The sequence below is a fragment of the Dyella flagellata genome (genome assembly GCF_030160275.1).
Lineage (GTDB): Bacteria > Pseudomonadota > Gammaproteobacteria > Xanthomonadales > Rhodanobacteraceae > Dyella_B > Dyella_B flagellata.
On record NZ_BSOA01000015.1, the window covers coordinates 244,414 to 261,443 of the forward strand.

Annotated in this window: 14 protein-coding genes; 10 read left to right on the forward strand and 4 right to left on the reverse strand. The window is 63.1% G+C overall.

Annotated elements, in window-relative coordinates:
* The first annotated feature begins 30 nt into the window (after nt 1-30).
* Nucleotides 31-1,578 carry an FAD-dependent monooxygenase gene (locus tag QQJ96_RS09985; RefSeq protein ID WP_284331844.1) on the forward strand — a complete coding sequence of 516 codons (1,548 nt, stop codon included), beginning with the start codon at nt 31-33 and terminating at the stop codon, nt 1,576-1,578.
* Between the two features lie 28 nt (nt 1,579-1,606).
* Nucleotides 1,607-2,167, forward strand: a complete 561-nt coding sequence (locus QQJ96_RS09990) for a hypothetical protein (RefSeq protein ID WP_284331845.1) — start codon at nt 1,607-1,609, stop codon at nt 2,165-2,167.
* 19 nt (nt 2,168-2,186) lie between these two features.
* Here QQJ96_RS09990 and bla read toward each other — a convergent pair whose 3' ends face one another.
* The gene (gene bla, locus QQJ96_RS09995) at nt 2,187-3,053 is read right to left on the reverse strand and encodes a class A beta-lactamase (protein ID WP_284331846.1); all 867 of its coding nucleotides are present in this window, start codon (nt 3,051-3,053) and stop codon (nt 2,187-2,189) included.
* A 186-nt stretch (nt 3,054-3,239) separates the two neighbouring features.
* On the opposite strand from bla, the gene QQJ96_RS10000 reads away from it, so the two are divergent.
* Nucleotides 3,240-4,052, forward strand: a complete 813-nt coding sequence (locus QQJ96_RS10000; protein WP_284331847.1) for a DoxX family protein — start codon at nt 3,240-3,242, stop codon at nt 4,050-4,052.
* Between the two features lie 37 nt (nt 4,053-4,089).
* Here the strand turns inward: QQJ96_RS10000 and QQJ96_RS10005 are convergent, their stop codons facing one another.
* Entirely contained in the window at nt 4,090-4,626 is a 537-nt protein-coding gene (locus QQJ96_RS10005; RefSeq protein WP_284331848.1) for a Dps family protein, read from the reverse strand.
* A gap of 154 nt (nt 4,627-4,780) precedes the next feature.
* Here QQJ96_RS10005 and QQJ96_RS10010 point away from each other — a divergent pair, with 154 nt between their 5' ends.
* The 6 genes from QQJ96_RS10010 to QQJ96_RS10035 all read left to right on the forward strand — a co-directional run bounded on the left by QQJ96_RS10010 (nt 4,781) and on the right by QQJ96_RS10035 (nt 12,981).
* A complete protein-coding gene (locus QQJ96_RS10010) occupies nt 4,781-6,649 on the forward strand; it encodes a potassium transporter Kup (protein ID WP_284331849.1) in 1,869 nt (622 codons plus the stop codon).
* Between the two features lie 317 nt (nt 6,650-6,966).
* Nucleotides 6,967-8,142, forward strand: coding sequence for a GGDEF domain-containing protein (locus QQJ96_RS10015; protein ID WP_284331850.1), 1,176 nt, complete (start codon nt 6,967-6,969; stop codon nt 8,140-8,142).
* Between the two features lie 119 nt (nt 8,143-8,261).
* A complete protein-coding gene (locus tag QQJ96_RS10020; RefSeq protein ID WP_284331851.1) occupies nt 8,262-8,945 on the forward strand; it encodes an aspartyl/asparaginyl beta-hydroxylase domain-containing protein in 684 nt (227 codons plus the stop codon).
* A 100-nt stretch (nt 8,946-9,045) separates the two neighbouring features.
* Nucleotides 9,046-9,519, forward strand: coding sequence for a hypothetical protein (locus QQJ96_RS10025; protein WP_284331852.1), 474 nt, complete (start codon nt 9,046-9,048; stop codon nt 9,517-9,519).
* A 210-nt stretch (nt 9,520-9,729) separates the two neighbouring features.
* Nucleotides 9,730-11,484: a GGDEF domain-containing protein gene (locus QQJ96_RS10030; protein ID WP_284331853.1), complete on the forward strand. Its 1,755-nt coding sequence runs from the start codon at nt 9,730-9,732 to the stop codon at nt 11,482-11,484.
* 117 nt (nt 11,485-11,601) lie between these two features.
* Complete coding sequence (locus QQJ96_RS10035; protein WP_284331854.1) at nt 11,602-12,981, forward strand: MFS transporter; 1,380 nt, start codon at nt 11,602-11,604, stop codon at nt 12,979-12,981.
* A gap of 7 nt (nt 12,982-12,988) precedes the next feature.
* Here the strand turns inward: QQJ96_RS10035 and QQJ96_RS10040 are convergent, their stop codons facing one another.
* Nucleotides 12,989-13,699: a DUF899 family protein gene (locus tag QQJ96_RS10040; RefSeq protein ID WP_284331855.1), complete on the reverse strand. Its 711-nt coding sequence runs from the start codon at nt 13,697-13,699 to the stop codon at nt 12,989-12,991.
* A gap of 157 nt (nt 13,700-13,856) precedes the next feature.
* Here QQJ96_RS10040 and QQJ96_RS10045 point away from each other — a divergent pair, with 157 nt between their 5' ends.
* Nucleotides 13,857-14,525, forward strand: coding sequence for a PadR family transcriptional regulator (locus QQJ96_RS10045; RefSeq protein WP_284331856.1), 669 nt, complete (start codon nt 13,857-13,859; stop codon nt 14,523-14,525).
* Nucleotides 14,526-14,573: 48 nt separating this feature from the next.
* Here QQJ96_RS10045 and QQJ96_RS10050 read toward each other — a convergent pair whose 3' ends face one another.
* Complete coding sequence (locus QQJ96_RS10050) at nt 14,574-16,994, reverse strand: S9 family peptidase (RefSeq protein WP_284331857.1); 2,421 nt, start codon at nt 16,992-16,994, stop codon at nt 14,574-14,576.
* Nucleotides 16,995-17,030 lie beyond the last annotated feature (36 nt).

A 17,030-nucleotide genomic window follows, 5' to 3' on the forward strand; every position in this document is an offset into this window, starting at 1 on the left:
GCCGTTGGATTCCCGCACGAGGTGGAAGCGATGCGCTGCGATGTCCTGATCGCCGGAGCAGGTCCAACGGGTTTGGTGCTGGCGTTGTGGCTGACCAAGCTCGGTATCGGCGTGCACATCATCGACAAGACTTCCGCGCCTGGCACGACTTCGCGCGCCTTGGCCGTGCAGGCACGTACCCTGGAGCTTTACCGCCAGCTCGACCTGGATGATGCAGTGGTGGCCGGCGGTCATCCGGTGCCCGCCGTCAATCTGTGGGTAAAAGGGGCAAGGAAGGCCCAGGTCAGGTTCGAGACGCTGGCATCGGATCTTACGCCGTTCCCCTTCCTGCACATTTTTCCGCAGGATCAGCACGAACGCCTGCTGATCGATCGGCTGGAGCAATTGGGCGTCAGCGTGCAAAGGCAGACCGAGCTGCTGCGCTTTACTGACGAGGGGGATCGCGTTGTGGCGTATCTGCGCGACCCCGATGGTCGCGAGCAGGTGTGCGAGGCGCATTATCTCGCCGGCTGCGACGGGGCGCGTTCGCGCGTGCGCGAAACCCTGGGGCAGAGCTTTCCTGGCGGCACTTACAAACAGGTGTTCTATGTGGCCGATGTGGATGCATCCGGCCCATCGCTGGATGGGCAGTTGCACGCCGACCTGGACGAAGCGGATTTCCTGGCCGTTTTTCCCTTGGCCGGCACCGGTCGCGCGCGCCTGATCGGCACCGTGCGCGACGAACGTGCCGAGCACGCCGAAACCTTGCGCTTCGAGGACGTGAGCGAGCGCGCTATCAAGCATTTGCAGGTCGCGGTGCAGCGGGTGAATTGGTTTTCCACCTATCGCGTACATCACCGCGTTGCCGAGCGCTTTCGCCACGGCCGCGTGTTTCTGCTGGGCGACGCGGCGCATATCCATAGCCCCGCCGGCGGCCAGGGCATGAATACCGGTATCGGCGATGCGGTGAATCTCGCCTGGAAACTGGCTGCCGTCATGACAGGACAAGCGCCCGACGCCCTCCTCGACAGTTACGAAGCGGAGCGCATCGGCTTTGCGCGTCGCCTGGTCGCTACAACCGACCGGGTCTTCAACTTCGTCACCGCCGAGGGCCGGGTGGCCAACCTGGTGCGTACCCGCCTGGCACCCGTGCTGATCCCAGCCGTGCTGCACTTTGAAGGAGCGCGCGAGTTTCTGTTTCGCACGGTGTCACAAATCACTTTGAACTATCGCGGCTGCCCGTTGAGCGAAGGTTCGGCCGGCGAGGTGCACGGCGGAGATCGCCTGCCATGGGTGGCGGCCAACGGCAGCGACAATTTTGCCAGCCTGAAAGCCATGACCTGGCAGGTTCACGTCTATGGCGAAGCGAGCCCGGCCTTGCGCGAATGGTGCTCCCGTCGCAACATTCCGTTGCATGGCTTCGAATGGCTGCCGCAGCACGGCGCTGCGGGCCTGGAGCGCGATGCGCTCTATCTCATTCGCCCAGATACTTATGTGGCCCTGGCGAAAGCCGGGGGAAATCCCGGTTTCGTAGACGTTTATTTTACTGACCACGGCATTAAGCTGAGACCAGCGTGCGCCATCCCTACCGCCCACTAGGATTGCGCCGCGCCGTCAGGGGGCTTCCATGAATCCTGAAGAATCCATACGCACCAAGCAGCCCGCATCATCCAGCAACGATGCCATCGGTACTTCGACCAAGGTGGCAGGCCTCGTTGCGGCGCTTGGCGGCTGGGCCGTGGGCATCTATGCCGGCTTCAATCTGCTGGTGCCGCTGGTGGCGACCGCGCTGGTGTGGCTGACCGGCAGGAAGCTTTTCGGCAAAGCCAAGCAACTGGTGCTGCCCGCCTTCTGCGTGCAGGCCGGGCATCTGGTGTGGTTCCTGGTGGGCATGGCCATGAGCCGACCGCTACCTGGCTCGAACCTGGTCGATATCGTGTTGCTTTCGTTCGGATTGACGTGGCTGTGGATGCGCCCGGGCAAGATCGCGCTATGCCTGCTGACCGTCTACCAACTGCTGTCGTTGCCGTACAACCTGCTGCAGTTTTCGCACGCGGAGTTTGGCGGCACGGAAAACAAGGTGTTGCTGGTGCACTGCATCTGGCGGTGTCTTGCGCTGTTTTACATGGTGCGCATGTACTACCGGATCGGCAAGCCGGTTCAAGGCCAGCAAGCGAATCATCCTTGAATTCTTCTCGCATCGGCGATTACATCACTGCAATGATACGACCCACCGAGGCCAGCACGGCACTGCGACCATCAGTATCCGTATTGGCGTTTTCGTAGTACACGGCCGCCAGCAGCGGCTTGCGTCCGGGCGGCCATAGGATGGCGACGTCGTTGGTTTGCCTGGTGGAGCCGCCAGTCTTTTCGCCGACCCGCCAGTCGGCCGGCAGGCCCGCTCGCACCAGCTTCTGGCCGGTGGCCGAAGCCAGCATCCAGTCGACGAGCTGCTTGCGCGATGTTTCCGATAGCGCGTCGCCGAGCAGCAGCTTTTGCAGATTTCGCAGCATGTCGCCGGGCGTGGTGGTATCGCTTACGCCATCGGATGCGGGGTGGTTGAGTTCGATTTCGTAACGATCCAGGCGCGTGTGCGGATCACCGATTTGCCGCGCGAAAGCGGTGATCGCATGCGGGCCACCCAGATGCTTCAGCAGCACGTTGCCGGCGGTGTTGTCGCTCAAGGCGACGGTAGCGCGGCAGAGTTCCGCAATGCTCATGCCTGGCGGTCCAACGTGCTGGCTGGTCACGGGTGCGTGTTCGACCAAGGCCTCCTTGCCGAAAACGAGCTGCCGGTCCAGCTGCTCTGCGCCACGCTCGACGCGCGACAGCACAGTGGCAGCCAGCAGCATCTTCCAGGTGCTGCATAGGAGAAAACGCTCGTCTATGCGATGGCCTGCTCGACCTCCACTGGCGGTATCCAGGATCGCCACACCAAGGCGCCCGCCATGTTTGCGCTCCAACGCCGCCAGTCGCGTGTTGGCGTCATTCGCACCCGCCAGCAGCAGCGAGGGGCGCAGGCCCGACACGGTTGCGCCGATCAGCATGCCCTTGAGTAAATCTCGACGATCCATGGCTTTGAACTCTTGAGTGCTTGGCTAACTGGACATGCTAACCGCGCCAGTGGGCGACGGACGGCGGATTTAGGGCAAATCCAGGGCAATCCACCGATTGGCTTGCGCGGCTGCCGCACGATTGGCTCTTGCACGGCGCGGCGCGGCGGCTTGAATGGGCATTACGACTACTGCTGGAAACCCTCTATGCGCACTGCCGATATCGGTCGCTGGGCCTTCGCCCTGGCCTTCCTGGTGCTGGGCCTGCTCAGCCTGTTCTCGCGGGATTTTGCATCCGTATGGCAACCGGTTCCCCCGAACCTGCCGGGCCGTGCGTTGCTGGCCATGCTATCGGGCGCTGTCATGACAGTGGGCGGCGCCGGATTGCTGCTGCGACGCACCCTGGTGCCGGCCGCGCTACTGATGATGAGCTACACGCTGTTGTGGTTGCTGCTGCTGCACGTACCCCGCGTGATCCTGGCGCCGATGCATGAAGTCACCTGGGGTGGCTGCGCTGAAATCGTTACCCTGGTTGCCGCGTGCTGCGTGCTGTATGCCTCCGTGGCAACACCAGCGGACAAACCTTATTTCGCCGCATTGACGGGTGCGCATGCGCTGCGCGTGGCGCGCCTAGCGTTCGCGGTAGCGATACCGCTGATCGGCGTGGAGCACCTGGTCTATGCGAAGGAAACGGCCGACATGGTGCCGGCCTGGCTGCCTTACCACCTGGGCTGGGCGTACTTCACCGGCATCGCGCACATAGCTGCCGGCTTGGCCATTGCCTTCAATGTATTGCCACGACTGGCTGCGACGCTGGAAGCATGGATGATGGGTGGATTCACCGTCTTGGTGTGGATTCCCATGATAATGAACACGCCGTCGCAAAGGTTTGCATGGACTGGGCTGATGATTTCGGCGGTGATCACGGCGGCGGGATGGATCGTGGCGGCTTCCTACGGCGAAGCGCCGTGGTTTGCTTTCAGCCGTCCGCGCAATAGCAAGATTCCCTTGGCAACGTAGGCTGGGATGGCAATCCCAGCCTACTAGGGATGAGGCCTTATACGGTGCGACTGGTCTCGAACAGGAACCACACGCGCTTCTCGGCCTCATCGATCCAGTTCTCCAGCACGCTGGCCGTGGCCACGTCGTTGTATTCGTCGCACAACGCATGCGTCTTGCGCATGTATTCGGCCAGTCGCGCATTGTCTTCGCGCAGCTCGGCCAGCATGTCCGCAGGCGACACAAATTCAGCGTCGTTGTCGGCAAGACGCTGATAGCGTGCGATGTCGCGGATGGAACGCAAGGTGGTGCCGCCAAGTTTGCGCACGCGCTCGGCAATCGGATCGGTGGTGGCGTAGATCTCTTCGGATTGCTCGTCCAGCAATAGATGGTAGTCGCGGAAATGCGGGCCGCTCATGTGCCAGTGAAAATTCTTGGTTTTCAGGTAGAGCGCGAAGATGTCGGCCAGCAGGGCATTGAGTTCGGCGGAAATATCGCGGCGTGCGGCATCGCCGAGCGCGCTCGGGGTTTTCAGTGGCGCTTTGCGCAACTGCTTGGCTTTGGCGGACTTGTCGGCCTTGTTGGCTTTGGCCATGACGGCTACTCCTTGCAACGGGGTGGGAGGCAACAGGCCTGTGACCATAGGCCAGCCGGACGATGCAAGCAACCTGAGGGGCATCGCTTCATGACGCCGATGTCATCATTCGCGGCTAGACTGCGGAGCAAACTGGGAACGGGCCACGCACGCCATGACGGAAGCCGCGACGACTTCGCTGAAGAAATCTGCCCTGCTTGGCGTAGGCGCCCTGGGCGTGGTCTTCGGAGACATCGGCACCAGCCCGCTGTATACCTTCAAGACCGTGCTGGACATGACTGGCGGAAATACGCCCGCGACCATTCTGGGCGTGATTTCGTTGCTGATCTGGACCCTCATCATCATCACCTCGGTGAAATACGCCGGCTTCGCCATGCGCATCGACAACGACGGCGAAGGCGGCATCCTGGCCCTGATGGCTCTGCTCGGGGTGAAGCGGCGCAAGCGGCCGCTGATCGTCGCAGCCGGGCTGTTCGGCGCTGCGCTCATCTATGGCGATGGCGCGATCACGCCGGCCATTTCCGTGTTGTCGGCGCTGGAAGGGCTGCATATCGCCGCGCCTTCCCTGCAGCATTACGTGCTGCCGCTGACCGTGCTGATCCTGCTCGCGCTGTTCGCTTTCCAGCCCATGGGCACCGCGCGGATCGGGCGCCTGTTCGGTCCGATCATGGCCTTGTGGTTCCTCACCATGGCGGTGCTCGGGGTATGGGGCATCGCCAAGCATCCCGGTATCCTGTGGGCGCTCAATCCCTACTACGCATTTCACTATCTGCTTAACGGTGGCAGCGGCGGCTTCCTGGTGCTGGGCGGCGTATTTCTTTGCGTGACCGGCGCCGAGGCGCTGTATGCCGACATGGGCCACTTCGGCGCAGGCCCGATCAAGCTGGCGTGGTCGACGCTGGTGTTTCCCAGCCTGGTGCTCAATTACGCCGGCCAGGGCGCGATCGTGCTGGCCGGGGCGCCGATCGAGGGCAATATTTTCTATCGCCTGTGCCCGGCGACGCTGACCTTGCCGCTGATCGTGCTCTCGACCGTGGCCACCATCATCGCCAGCCAGTCGATCATCACCGGCGCGTTCTCCATGACGCGACAGGCGATCCAGCTAGGCTGGATGCCCCGGCTGAAGGTGTCGCAGACTTCCGAGGAGGGTTACGGCCAGATCTACGTGGGGGCGGTGAACTGGCTGCTGATGCTGGTGACGATCGCTCTGGCGCTGGGCTTCGGCAAATCGGACAACCTGGCCGGCGCCTATGGCATAGCGGTATCGGCGACCATGCTGATGACCACGGCGCTGCTGTTCATTGCCATGCGCGAGATCTGGAGATGGCCCATGCCGGCCTGCGTGGCGGTGGCAGGCGCGTTCTTTGTCGTTGACGCTTCGTTCTTCGCTTCGAACATGGTGAAGCTGCTGGAGGGCGGTTACGTACCGCTGCTGCTGGCGGCGCTGGTCTACCTGGTTATGTACATCTGGCATCGCGGCGTCGTGGCGGTGGCCGCACGTTCCGGCGAGGACCCGATGCCGGTGGACGTGTTCCTGGACGAGCTTACGCGCGCCGGCGTTGTCCGCGTGCCGGGCACGGCGGTGTTCCTCACCCGCGCCAAAGCCATCACGCCACCGGTGATGCAGTGGTACGTGAAGCACAGCAAGTCCCTGCACAAGCGTGTGCTGGCGGTGACGCTGGAGATCGCCTCCACGCCGTGGGTGGCGCCGAGGAACCGCCTGAGCATGGCCGAGATCGGGCCGAATTTCTGGTCGATCACCGCCTCCTTCGGCTTCATGGAACGGCCGGACATGCCCGCCCTGATGACGCAGATCGCCACGCATGGCTGCCCCATTCAACCCAACGAACTGACCTATTTCGTCGGCATGGAGAAGATCGTCGCACGTGAGGACGGGCGCGGCATACCGCGCTGGATACGGGTTTTGTACGCGATGCTGTTGCGCAACTGCGCCCGCGTAACCGATTACCTGAAAATTCCCGCCTATCAAGTGGTCGATATCGGCCGCCAAATCTCGATCTAATCGGTTTTATTCACGAACATGAATGCCAAGTCCACACGGAGGCGGACTTGGCTGCCATTTCGTTGATGCATGTCATGGCATGTTCCTTGCCTGCTTACTCATGGGCAGCGCGAGAAAACTTCCATCTCGAGTCTTCAATGCGCCTGCCGATGATGCGGACCCAAGCGCTTGCAGAAAGGAGAAGCACAGCCATGTCGACCATAACGAGTTGCGATGCGCGATAACGCTGGCCGCTTCGGCGGCGCCAGCAAGCACGTCGACGCTGCGGCCTGCGTGAAGCGGGCACGGTCGAAGCTCTGCGATGCCGGGATTCCGCGATGCATTTGAATGTCGAGACGCTAGCGCTGATCAATGGTGGCCAGGCCGTAGTACTGGCCTTGTTGCTTTGGTTTGGTACACGCAACGGCAGCAACAACGCTGTGCAGGGCTTGCGCATGCGCGCGACGGCGCTGCTGATCGAAGCCTGCGGCGATTTCATACTGGCGTTTGATTTCAAGCTTTCGCCGCTGACGGTGTTGTTGGTAGGCAATACCTTCAACCTGGTGGCGCAGGCGTTGACGGTGGTAGCACTGCGCATCGTGCTCAATCGCCCACTGCGCTGGCGTGAAGCGATCGCCCTAGGCGTAGGCGGCTGGCTAGGCGTGACTTATTTCGCCGCCGTACACCCGGACTACCTGCTGCGCGTGCTATGGGGATCGGTCTTCCTCACCGGCAATGCCGTGCTGAATATTGCCGCGCTATGGGGTGGCTGCAACAAGCGCGACACGCGCGCCCAATGCCTGTTGCTGTGGGCCTATCTGCTGGCGGTGGCCTTGCTGGTATGGCGCAATGTGTCGCTGTGGACGGAAATTGCGCCTCCACAAGGCATCGGCGCGCCCACCGCCGTGAACGTGGTGTACGTGTTCCTGCTCGGCATGCAGCCGCTGATGGCCAGCGTGGGCTTTCTGCTGCTGTACAACGAAATCCTGCAGCGCGAGCTGCATGACCTGGCGCGCATCGACCCGCTCACCGGCGTCACCAACCGGCTGGGCTTGCTGGAAGCCTCGGAAATGCTGCTCGCACGCGCACGCACCCGGCGCGAGCCGATCGGCGTGCTGCTGATCGACGCCGACCACTTCAAGAGCATCAACGATCGCTTCGGCCACGACGATGGCGATCGCGTGCTGCTGGAGCTGGTCTTCAACATCCGGCGCATGCTGCGCACCGGCGATCTGGTCGGGCGGGTGGGCGGCGAAGAGTTTCTGGTGCTATCCCCGTCGGTGAAGGAAGCGGACCTGCTGGCGCTGGCCGAACGCATCCGCGGCGCGGTCGAGCGCACCGCGTTCAATATCGCGGGACAGGCATATACGCTGACCGTATCCATCGGCGCGGCGATTGCCGATCCCGGCGAACCTGACATGATGGGTGCGCGGCGCCGTGCGGATACTGCGCTGTATGACGCCAAGCGCGCCGGACGCAATTGCGTGATGATCTCCGCCGCGGCGTTAACCTGAAGCGCGTAGGCTGGGATGCCAATCCCAGCTTTCCACACCGCATCCTGATGCCTGGATTATCATCCCAGCCTACGCGGTGGCACCCCCTTAAGATCCATTGCGACAAGGCATAACAACGCATGAGCCTGTTATACGACCTGTCAGCCAATGCTGTGCGCCGTCTCTACGATGCGCGCATCGATACGCCACCGGTGCTGGATACGGGCGTCTACTTTCCCGCCGCGACCCGCTTTGCCGAGGCATGGCAGGCCCTACGCGACGAAGCGCTGGCGGTGGCCACGCACATCCAGGCGATTCCGCGCTTTCACGAGGTGATGCCCGCGCAAACGCCGATTTCGGCCAACGACGGCAGGGATTGGCGCGTGTATTTGCTGAAGGTCTATGGCACCGGCTTCCCCAGGCATATGGCGGCTTGCCCCATACTGGCGCAGCTGATCGCCTCCACGCCGGACGTACTTTCGGCGACGTTGTCGTTCCTGGCGCCACGCAAGCATATTCCGCCGCACCGTGGCCCATTTCGCGGCGTGCTGCGCTTCCAGCTTGGCCTGTCGGTACCCGTCGACAGCGAAGGCAGGCCTGCGGCCGTGCTTACGCTCGATGGCCGCGAGCATCGCGTTGGCGATGGCGAGCATCTGCTATGGGATGACACCTACTACCACGAAGTGTGGAACCACAGCGACGAACCGCGCATCGCCCTGCTGCTGGATGTACGGCGGCGGCATATGCCGATCGACATGCGCCTGCTGTCGGGCGCGCTGATCGCTTCGGTCGGTATGGCAGCACGCTTGCGAGGGGTCGACTGAGCGCCTGAATCGGCGCCATTCGCGCTTGCACTTTTTTCACCGGGCTGTCGCCTGCGGCTTCCTACAGTGTCGGCACGATACAGCACAGGAAAGAATCTGCATGCCGGCATGTCGTGCTTGCCGAATCGCTTTGCTTGCGTGGATGCTCAGCACTCCCGCCGCCGGTCTCGCTGCGCAAAGTCATATTCCCTATGCGTTGACGCCATCGGATCGGACCGCCGTTCAGCATTACACGCTCACGGAAAGTGTGTTCCAGCAGTTGCTGGCGACGGCCAGGGATGCAAAAGCCAACCAGATTCCGATTGATATCGTGGATCGGCGCGCGCACTCGCTCGACGAAACAGCCGCTCACCTGGAGCAGAGCGCCAGCGTGCGCGCGCTGCTCAATCGCCACGGCCTTAGCGCGCACAACTTCGTGCTCGGCGAGTACGCGCTGCTGAGCGCGGAGTTCGCGGTGAAGTACGCGGGGCAGCCAAGCTTCGATGCGAGCATGGCCAATCAGGCGAATATCGCCTTGTACAAGCGGCACGAGGCAGAGCTGGATGCGCTAAGCGGAGAGGATGCAAATAACTGAAGAAGGGGCGGGGCCTGCGCCGTCGGCGCTGTACCGCTTCAGTTTTGGCCGATCCTGCCGATAGGGCGACCTGTCCTTTTGGACTTTTTGTCTCAAGGCGGAAAATTCAGGGATTCCTCAGCCGCCTTGCGGCCATGATGGACATCACCGGGGTGCCATCCATGGGGCCGAACGGCTGGTGAGCGGAACCGTGGTGCGGAACGGGTATCGATGCAGCTTCAAGCACAGCTAAAAGTGGGAGCGGCGCTTTTGCTGGCGGTGGTTGCGGGTGTCTCGACCTGCGTGTTCGTAGGGTATGCCCAGGGCTACCGGCAAAGCACCCGCAACCTCAGCACGCTCACTTCCTACGACCAGGCGCTGAAAGCCGGCAATGCGGTCTCGGCCGAGCGGGCGCCGTCCAATATCCTGCTCAGCCTGGACCCGCACGCCACGACAGCCTATGCCTCGACCCGCTCGGCGGTGACCGACGCACGCCAGCGCACCGATGCCGCGCTCGCGCAACTCGACCAACTGATAAGCGCGCGGCCGCAGGCGAGCGCAGACCAGACCCGGCTTGGGCGTGCGCGCGAGGCGCTTGCCCGGGCGCGTGTCGCCTACGACACGCTGGCTCGCCACGCGCCGGCCGATCGATCGCCGCAGGATCTGCAAGCCGCCATCGACGAGCTGATCGCCGCGCGCGACCAGCTCGACGCGCTGATCAACCATCGCTACGACGAAGCCGTGCGACTTGCCCCGGATCAGGCCGGCATCATGCAGATGGCGCGCATCCTCAGCGATCTGCGCGAATACGGCGGCCGTCTCAGTTCCACGCTGGTGGTGCCGTTGTCCACCCCGGAAGCCATCGGTCCGACGCGGCAGCTCGCCATTGCAAGCTTGCGCGGCCGCATCGATGAGCTGCATCGCCTGATGCCTGACCGCGTGGACGAAACGAAGTGGAGCAACCAAGACCTCGACGTGATGCGTACGCAAGTCGAGCGCGGCTTCTTCAGCCATACGCTTCCCCTGATCGACGCCATGGTGGCGCGCCCCGGAATGGACTATGGCCTGCGTGCGGCCGCCTTTACCAGCCAGGTGCTGCCGGACCTGCTGACGATGGAAAAGCTGGAAGACCTGTTCATGCAACGCGCAATCGCGCAGGTAGCCGATGCGCAGCAGGCCGCAAGCCGGCACATGCGCCTGATCGGCGGCTTTCTGGTGGCGTTCTTCGTGTTTCTGCTGGCCATGCTGCGAGCAGCGGAACGCCTGGTGATCCTTCCGCTGCTGCTGGCCAAGAATGAGGTCGTAGCGCTGGCCAATGGCGACCTGCGGCGTGCACCGCGTGCCGGCAGCAGCATGGAAGCGCGCGCCCTGCATGAGGCCATCGACACATTGCGCCAGCAACACATGCGTAGCATGCGGCTGGCCATCGAACGTGATGAATTGAGCAAGGCATTGCGCCGGCAGGCGCATACCGACGCGCTGACCGGCCTGCTCAATCGCCATGCCCTGGAGGAAATCACCGGCGACCTCTCGGCCGAACCGGTGCGCCTCTCAAAGGGTCGCGGCCTGATCCTGATCGACGTCGACTACTTCAAGCCCATCAATGACGAGCATGGGCATGTCGTCGGCGACTGGGTGCTGCGCGAGGTCGCCGGGCGCATCCAGCGCCTGGTGAAGGAGCCGCATATGGCGTTCCGCTATGGCGGCGAGGAATTCGCGTTGCTCACCAATGGCTTGTCGATGAAGGAACTGTGCCGGCTGGCCGAAGATGTCCGCCACGCCATTTCGGACGATAGCTTCAGCGCACCCGGTGTCTCGACCTTGAGCGTGACGGCGAGCTTGGGCGTGGCCAAGGGGAGTACCACGGTGCTTACCTGGCTTGATCTGCTCAACACCGCCGATACGGCGCTGTACCAGGCCAAGGCGCAAGGCAGGAATCAACTCGTGGCGGCGCCTAGCTCGGCGGATGACGCGTTACGTGCGTAGGCTGGGATGGCAATCCCAGCATTGGGAGGCCATGCAATAGATCGGCATATGACAATATCCGGATGTTTCGCCTTCCCACGAAACATCTACGCTGGCCATGCCATTAGGTTTACCCACATGGATCGGGAAAGCTACCAACACAACATCGCGCGCGTGACCACGGCAGCCAGCTTCGGCTTTGCGCTGGTGCAGCTGGACGTCACCATCGTCAATGTCGCCCTGCCCCGCATCGCCAGTGAATTGCACGCCGGCGTGGCGGGGTTGCAATGGGTGGTAGATGCGTATGCGCTTGCCTTCGCGGTATTGCTGCTAAGCATGGGCTATCTCGGCGATCACCTGGGCGCACGCCGGGTGTATCTCGGCGGCATGCTGCTGTTCGCCCTGGCTTCGGTGTTTTGCGGCTGCTCGGGCAACTCGACGATGCTGATCGCAGGACGCACACTGCAGGGCGTGGGCGCGGCGGCGATGCTGCCCTGTTCACTGGCTTTGCTTAGCCACGCGACGGCGCATGAGCATGCATTGCGTGCGCGTGCGGTCGGCTGGTGGACGGCCTCGGGCGCGATCGCCATTGCGGCCGGCCCGATCATCGGCGGGCTGCTGATGAGCGTGACCAGCTGGCGCAGCATATTCTTCGTCAATGTCCCGATCTGCGCGCTGGGGGCCTGGCTGACGTGGCGCGTGCCGGAAACCGAGCGCAAAGAGCACAACGGCCGCTTCGATCTGCGTGGGCAAGCGCTAGCCATTGCGGCGCTCACCGGCCTGACCATGGCCGTGATCGAAGCCAAGCCGCTGGGCTGGACGCACCCGCTGGTGCTCGCTTGTGTCGGCATGGCTTTGCTGGCTGCACCGTTGTTCGTGTACGTGGAATCGCGCTGCACGGTGCCGATGCTGCCGCTCAAATTTTTCAGGGCGCCGGGTTTCAGCGTGGCGGTGGCGTATGGCGTGATCGTCAATCTCAGCTATTACGGCATCGTGTTCCTGCTCAGCCTGTATTTACAGCAGGTGCACGGCTACAGCGCCTTGCGCACGGGGCTGGCCTATCTGCCATTGACCGCCACCTTCTTCGGCGTGAACGTCTTCAGTGGCTGGCTGGTCGGACGCTCGGGCGCGCGGCTGCCGATGGTGCTTGGTGCCTTGATCGATGGCGCCGGCTTCGCGTTGCTGCTGCTGCTCGACGCCGGCAGCCCCTACCTGCTGATGCTGCCGGCGTTCGCACTGCTGCCATGCGGCATGGGCCTCGGTGTGCCTGCAATGACGACGACCGTACTCGGCGCCGTCGACAAGCGGGTGTCAGGCACCGCATCCGGCGTGCTCAATGCAGCCCGGCAGGCCGCGGGCGCGATAGGCGTTGCGCTGTTCGGTTCGTTGGCCGGCAGCAGCAACGACATGATCGTGCGCGGCTTGCATCGCTCCGCGTGGATCGCGCTGGTCATGCTGCTGATGGCAGCCGCATTGGCCTTCCGTGGCATTGCGGTGCGCATCGGAACGCGGCAATAACCATGGATTACGCCGGATAATCGAGTTTCGGATACCAGTCGGTGCCGCGTCCTTCGGGGGTCATGTCGAACACCGTCCAGATCGGCATGGGATCGGGCGCACCGCGCGGATCCTGACCGGGATCGGCCGTTTCAAAACCCATTTCCCCGGCCCAGAACAGGCGGATCGCGCCGTCGCGCCGGGTAAAGACGTTGATCGCCGGTATGTCGCTGCCGTCTTCGGCGATGCCGTGGTAGTCGCGGGTGAAAGCGCCAGTGAGATCGGAATACAGCGGCAGGTCGCGCCAGCCGCGCTCGCGCTTGAAAGCCAGCAGGCGCTCGATCGGCGAACGCGCCACCACCGCCAACGCAATACGTTGTTGCATGTCGCGCGCCTCGCCTTCCCATGCGCCCAGCATGGAGGTGCACATCGGGCAGGGTCGCTCACGTTGCGGGCCGAACATGTAGCTGTAGACGACCAGGGTCTGCTTGTCGCCGAACAGGCCGGCGAAGTCGCTGGCACCGTGTTCGCCCTGGAAGCGATAGTCGCCGATCACCTCACCGCCTGGCGGCAATTGGCGCCGCAACTGGGCGACGCGCTCGATCTGGCGGCGCAATTCGATTTCCTCGCGCAGCAGTTCGTTGCGGGCGCGGCGGTACTCGGCGCTCTCGTTCGGCTGGGTGGCGGCGTTGCGCCTGACCAGGTCGGCGGCTGGGACGAGGGTGGGATTCTGGGTCATGTTCGCTGCTCCTGACGGGTGCCTAAGTGAGTGACGAACGGGGGCCGGGGATTTCGACAGGCGTAAACAGGAACGGCCTTCGCTACCCGCAGGCTTGCATCCGATACAACTTCGATATATCGTTTTGCCCATCATTTCGATATATCGGAGTTATATCATGCACAGGCATTTCCTGTTCCACCGCTTTATGCATCGTCATCATGACGGCGGCTGTGGGGGCTGGCGTGAAGGCGGCTGGTTTGGCGCGGAGGAGTACGAATTCCACGGCCGGCGCAGCCGGCATGGCGGGTTCGGGCATCCCGGGGAGGCGTTTGGCGAGTGGGGTGACCTCCATGGCGGCGGTCGTCGCGGCGGCGGTCGCATGTTGGGCCACGGCGATCTGAAGCTGTTGCTGCTGGCGCTGATCGAACAACAACCGCGGCATGGCTATGAACTGATCCGCACCATCGAGGAAATGTTCCTCGGCCAGTACTCGCCCAGCCCCGGCGCCATCTACCCTACCCTGACCATGCTGGAAGAACTGGGCTACGCCTCGGTGGAGAACGAGCAGGGCGGACGCAAGCTATACGCCATCACCGACGAAGGCCGTGCCTATCTGGAAACCCAGCGCGCGACGGTAGAGGCGATCATCGAACGCACGCGTGAAAGCGCGCGCCTGTTCGCCAAGCTTTCGGTACCGATGTCGGTGCGCAAGGCGATGCACGCGCTCAAGCATGCGGTGCTGATGCGCGGCGCTGATTGGAAGCTGGAAGCGCAGCGCGTGGCGGAAATCCTCGAACGCGCCGCGGCCGAAATCGCCGCGGGCCGCAAGAACCAGGACAAGTAATCTGCGGGCGTAGGCTGGGATTGTCATCCCAGCCTACGCGGTTTTGCGTTACGGCTTCACCCAGGTCTCGAACAGCTCGTTGATACGCCGATACTCGTCATACCACGCGTCCGCGTGCTCGAATTCATGTCGCTCCAGCGGATACAGCGAGATCCAGAAGTTTTTCTTGTGCAGTTCGACGAAGCGCTGGTACAGGCGGATCGAATCGCTGGCCAGCACGTTGTCGTCGATCAGGCCATGGTTGATCAGTAGCGGATCGCGCAGGTTCTTGGCATAGGTGATCGGCGAGCTGATCCGGTAGGCCTCCGGATCAACCTCAGGATGATTGAGGATGCCGGCGGTGTACGAATCGTTGTAGGTCTCCCAATCGGCCGGAGGGCGCTGCGCCGCACCGGCCGCGAATTCGCCGGGCGCGCGCAACAACGCCATTTCGGTCATGAAGCCGCCATAGCTGCCGCCGTAAATGCCGACACGCTTCGGATCGACGCCGTGGTGCTTGACCAGCCAGGCCTTGCCGTCGAGCAGGTCTTCCAGTTCGGGATGACCCATCTGGCGGTAGATCGCCGTGCGCCAGGCGCTGCCGTAGCCTTGCGAGGCGCGGTAGTCCATGTCCAGCACCACGTAGCCCTCCTGCACCAGGAGGTTGTTGAACAATTGCTCATGCTCGTAATACGTGGCGGCGAGTTTTACGTCCTGCAGATAACCGGCGCCATGCACGAACAGCACCGCGGGACGCGAAGTCGGCGCGTCGCTTTCATCCGCCGGGCCGTAGTACTTCGCGTAAATCACGCCCGCGCCGTGGGTAGAAGGTACTTCCACGATCTTCGTTTCAATCCACTTGTGCGCGGTGAAAGCGGGCTTCATGGTGTTGGTGAGTTCGCGTGGCGCACTACCCTGCGCGCTTTGCACGGCAAGCTGCGGCAATACGTAAGCGGATGAATGCAGCACCGCAAGCCGCTGATCGTCGGGCGACAGCACGAACTGATCCATGCCGCCATATTGCGTGACGCGGCTCAGTTCGCCGCCATTCGACGGTACGCGGTAAACATCGTAGCTGTACGGCGCCAGCTTGTTGGTACATACGTAGAACCAGCGGCCGTCGCTGGACAGTTGCGGTTGGCTTACCTCGAACTTGCCGGAAGTCAGCGCTTTCGCCGTGCCGTCCACCGGCTTCACATATAGCTGCGAATAGCCGCTCTCTTCGCTGAGATACCACAGCGTGCGGTTGTCCTTGAGCCAGCCAACGTCGTTGTAGGTCCAGTTGACCCATGCATCGTTGTGCAGGCGGTGTTGCAACACCAACTCGTGATGCGCGAAGTCGATGCTGGCGATCCAGCGATCCTTGTTGTCGATGGCCAGGAATTCCAGCGCAGCGTTGCTTCCGTCGTCGCTCCACGCGATGGCGGCGCTGCCGCTGTCCACGCTGTACAGCGTGACTGGCCGCACGTCCGGCGCCTTCAGCGCCTTGGCTTCATCCTCCTTGCCGGCTTTTTGCAATTCGGCCACGGTCTTGGCGCGAATGGCTTTGAGCGGATCGTCCTTGATGCCGGGCAGCTTGTCGGTGGCCAGCGGGTAGCTTTTGTGTGCGCGCAGATCGAGCAGCAGCACCGACTGGGGCGCGGGTTCGTTGCGTCCTACGTAGGGGCGCGAAGGTTCGTTTTCGGTGTAGCCCGAATCCGTAACATAGTGGATCACGTCCGGCGCTTTGCCGTCGTCGTGATGGGCCGGCTGCGTCACCACCAGCATCCAGCGCCCATCGGGCGACAGCTCGGTATCCACCAGTTGCGGCTTGTCGCCCAGATAGAACGGCTGCGGCGCGCGCGTGGGATCGGCGGCGGCCAGCGCTTGCTCATTGTCGTGCACGGCATCCTTGTCCGCCTTGTCTTCGCGCAGGTCCTTGAACAGGTCCAGTTGCTGCTGGCCGAGCGCATCGGGTTTTTTGTCGTGCGGATCGTCGGTCAGCTTCAGCACCGCGGCCGGCGCGGTCACGCCGCTGGCGAGGTCGTAGACGTACCAGTTGTTGCTCTCACGGAACTGCAACGAGCGGCCGTCGGCGGAAAAGCGCGGCGACGATTCCGGCAGCGGGCTGCGCGTGACTTGCGTGCGGCGGCCGCTGCTCAAATCCACCAGGAACACATCGCCATGAAAGAGGTATGCCGCATGGCGATGCGCGCGGTCGTAGACGGCGGGACCTTCCGCCTGGGCGGTCGCGGTGGCATCGAGCTTGCTGCTTTGGCCGCTGGCCGGGTCGACGCGATACAGGTCGCGCACCGGGCTGCCATCGCGCTTCAAGCGGTAATACAAGCTGCGGCCGTCCACGCTCCAATAGGGGTTTTCCACCGCCTGCCCCATCCAGTCCGGGTTGGCCATGATGGTTTCCAAGTCCAGCTTGGGGCCGGCTATGGGGGTTTGCGCCGCCACGGGCAGGACGGTGAGGGCGACTAGGCCCGCGAGCAGCAGTCGGCGCATGCGAGGAACTCCAAAGTGCGAAAACCGGCCAGCATA

What these genes read in the sequence shown, in the direction of transcription:
- QQJ96_RS09985 (WP_284331844.1), top strand. Translation starts at nt 31, where the DNA reads ATGCGCTGCGATGTCCTGATCGCCGGAGCAGGTCCAACGGGTTTGGTG.
- QQJ96_RS09990 (WP_284331845.1), top strand. Translation starts at nt 1,607, where the DNA reads ATGAATCCTGAAGAATCCATACGCACCAAGCAGCCCGCATCATCCAGC.
- bla (WP_284331846.1), bottom strand. Translation starts at nt 3,053, where the DNA reads ATGGATCGTCGAGATTTACTCAAGGGCATGCTGATCGGCGCAACCGTG.
- QQJ96_RS10000 (WP_284331847.1), top strand. Translation starts at nt 3,240, where the DNA reads ATGCGCACTGCCGATATCGGTCGCTGGGCCTTCGCCCTGGCCTTCCTG.
- QQJ96_RS10005 (WP_284331848.1), bottom strand. Translation starts at nt 4,626, where the DNA reads ATGGCCAAAGCCAACAAGGCCGACAAGTCCGCCAAAGCCAAGCAGTTG.
- QQJ96_RS10010 (WP_284331849.1), top strand. Translation starts at nt 4,781, where the DNA reads ATGACGGAAGCCGCGACGACTTCGCTGAAGAAATCTGCCCTGCTTGGC.
- QQJ96_RS10015 (WP_284331850.1), top strand. Translation starts at nt 6,967, where the DNA reads ATGCATTTGAATGTCGAGACGCTAGCGCTGATCAATGGTGGCCAGGCC.
- QQJ96_RS10020 (WP_284331851.1), top strand. Translation starts at nt 8,262, where the DNA reads ATGAGCCTGTTATACGACCTGTCAGCCAATGCTGTGCGCCGTCTCTAC.
- QQJ96_RS10025 (WP_284331852.1), top strand. Translation starts at nt 9,046, where the DNA reads ATGCCGGCATGTCGTGCTTGCCGAATCGCTTTGCTTGCGTGGATGCTC.
- QQJ96_RS10030 (WP_284331853.1), top strand. Translation starts at nt 9,730, where the DNA reads ATGCAGCTTCAAGCACAGCTAAAAGTGGGAGCGGCGCTTTTGCTGGCG.
- QQJ96_RS10035 (WP_284331854.1), top strand. Translation starts at nt 11,602, where the DNA reads ATGGATCGGGAAAGCTACCAACACAACATCGCGCGCGTGACCACGGCA.
- QQJ96_RS10040 (WP_284331855.1), bottom strand. Translation starts at nt 13,699, where the DNA reads ATGACCCAGAATCCCACCCTCGTCCCAGCCGCCGACCTGGTCAGGCGC.
- QQJ96_RS10045 (WP_284331856.1), top strand. Translation starts at nt 13,857, where the DNA reads ATGCACAGGCATTTCCTGTTCCACCGCTTTATGCATCGTCATCATGAC.
- QQJ96_RS10050 (WP_284331857.1), bottom strand. Translation starts at nt 16,994, where the DNA reads ATGCGCCGACTGCTGCTCGCGGGCCTAGTCGCCCTCACCGTCCTGCCC.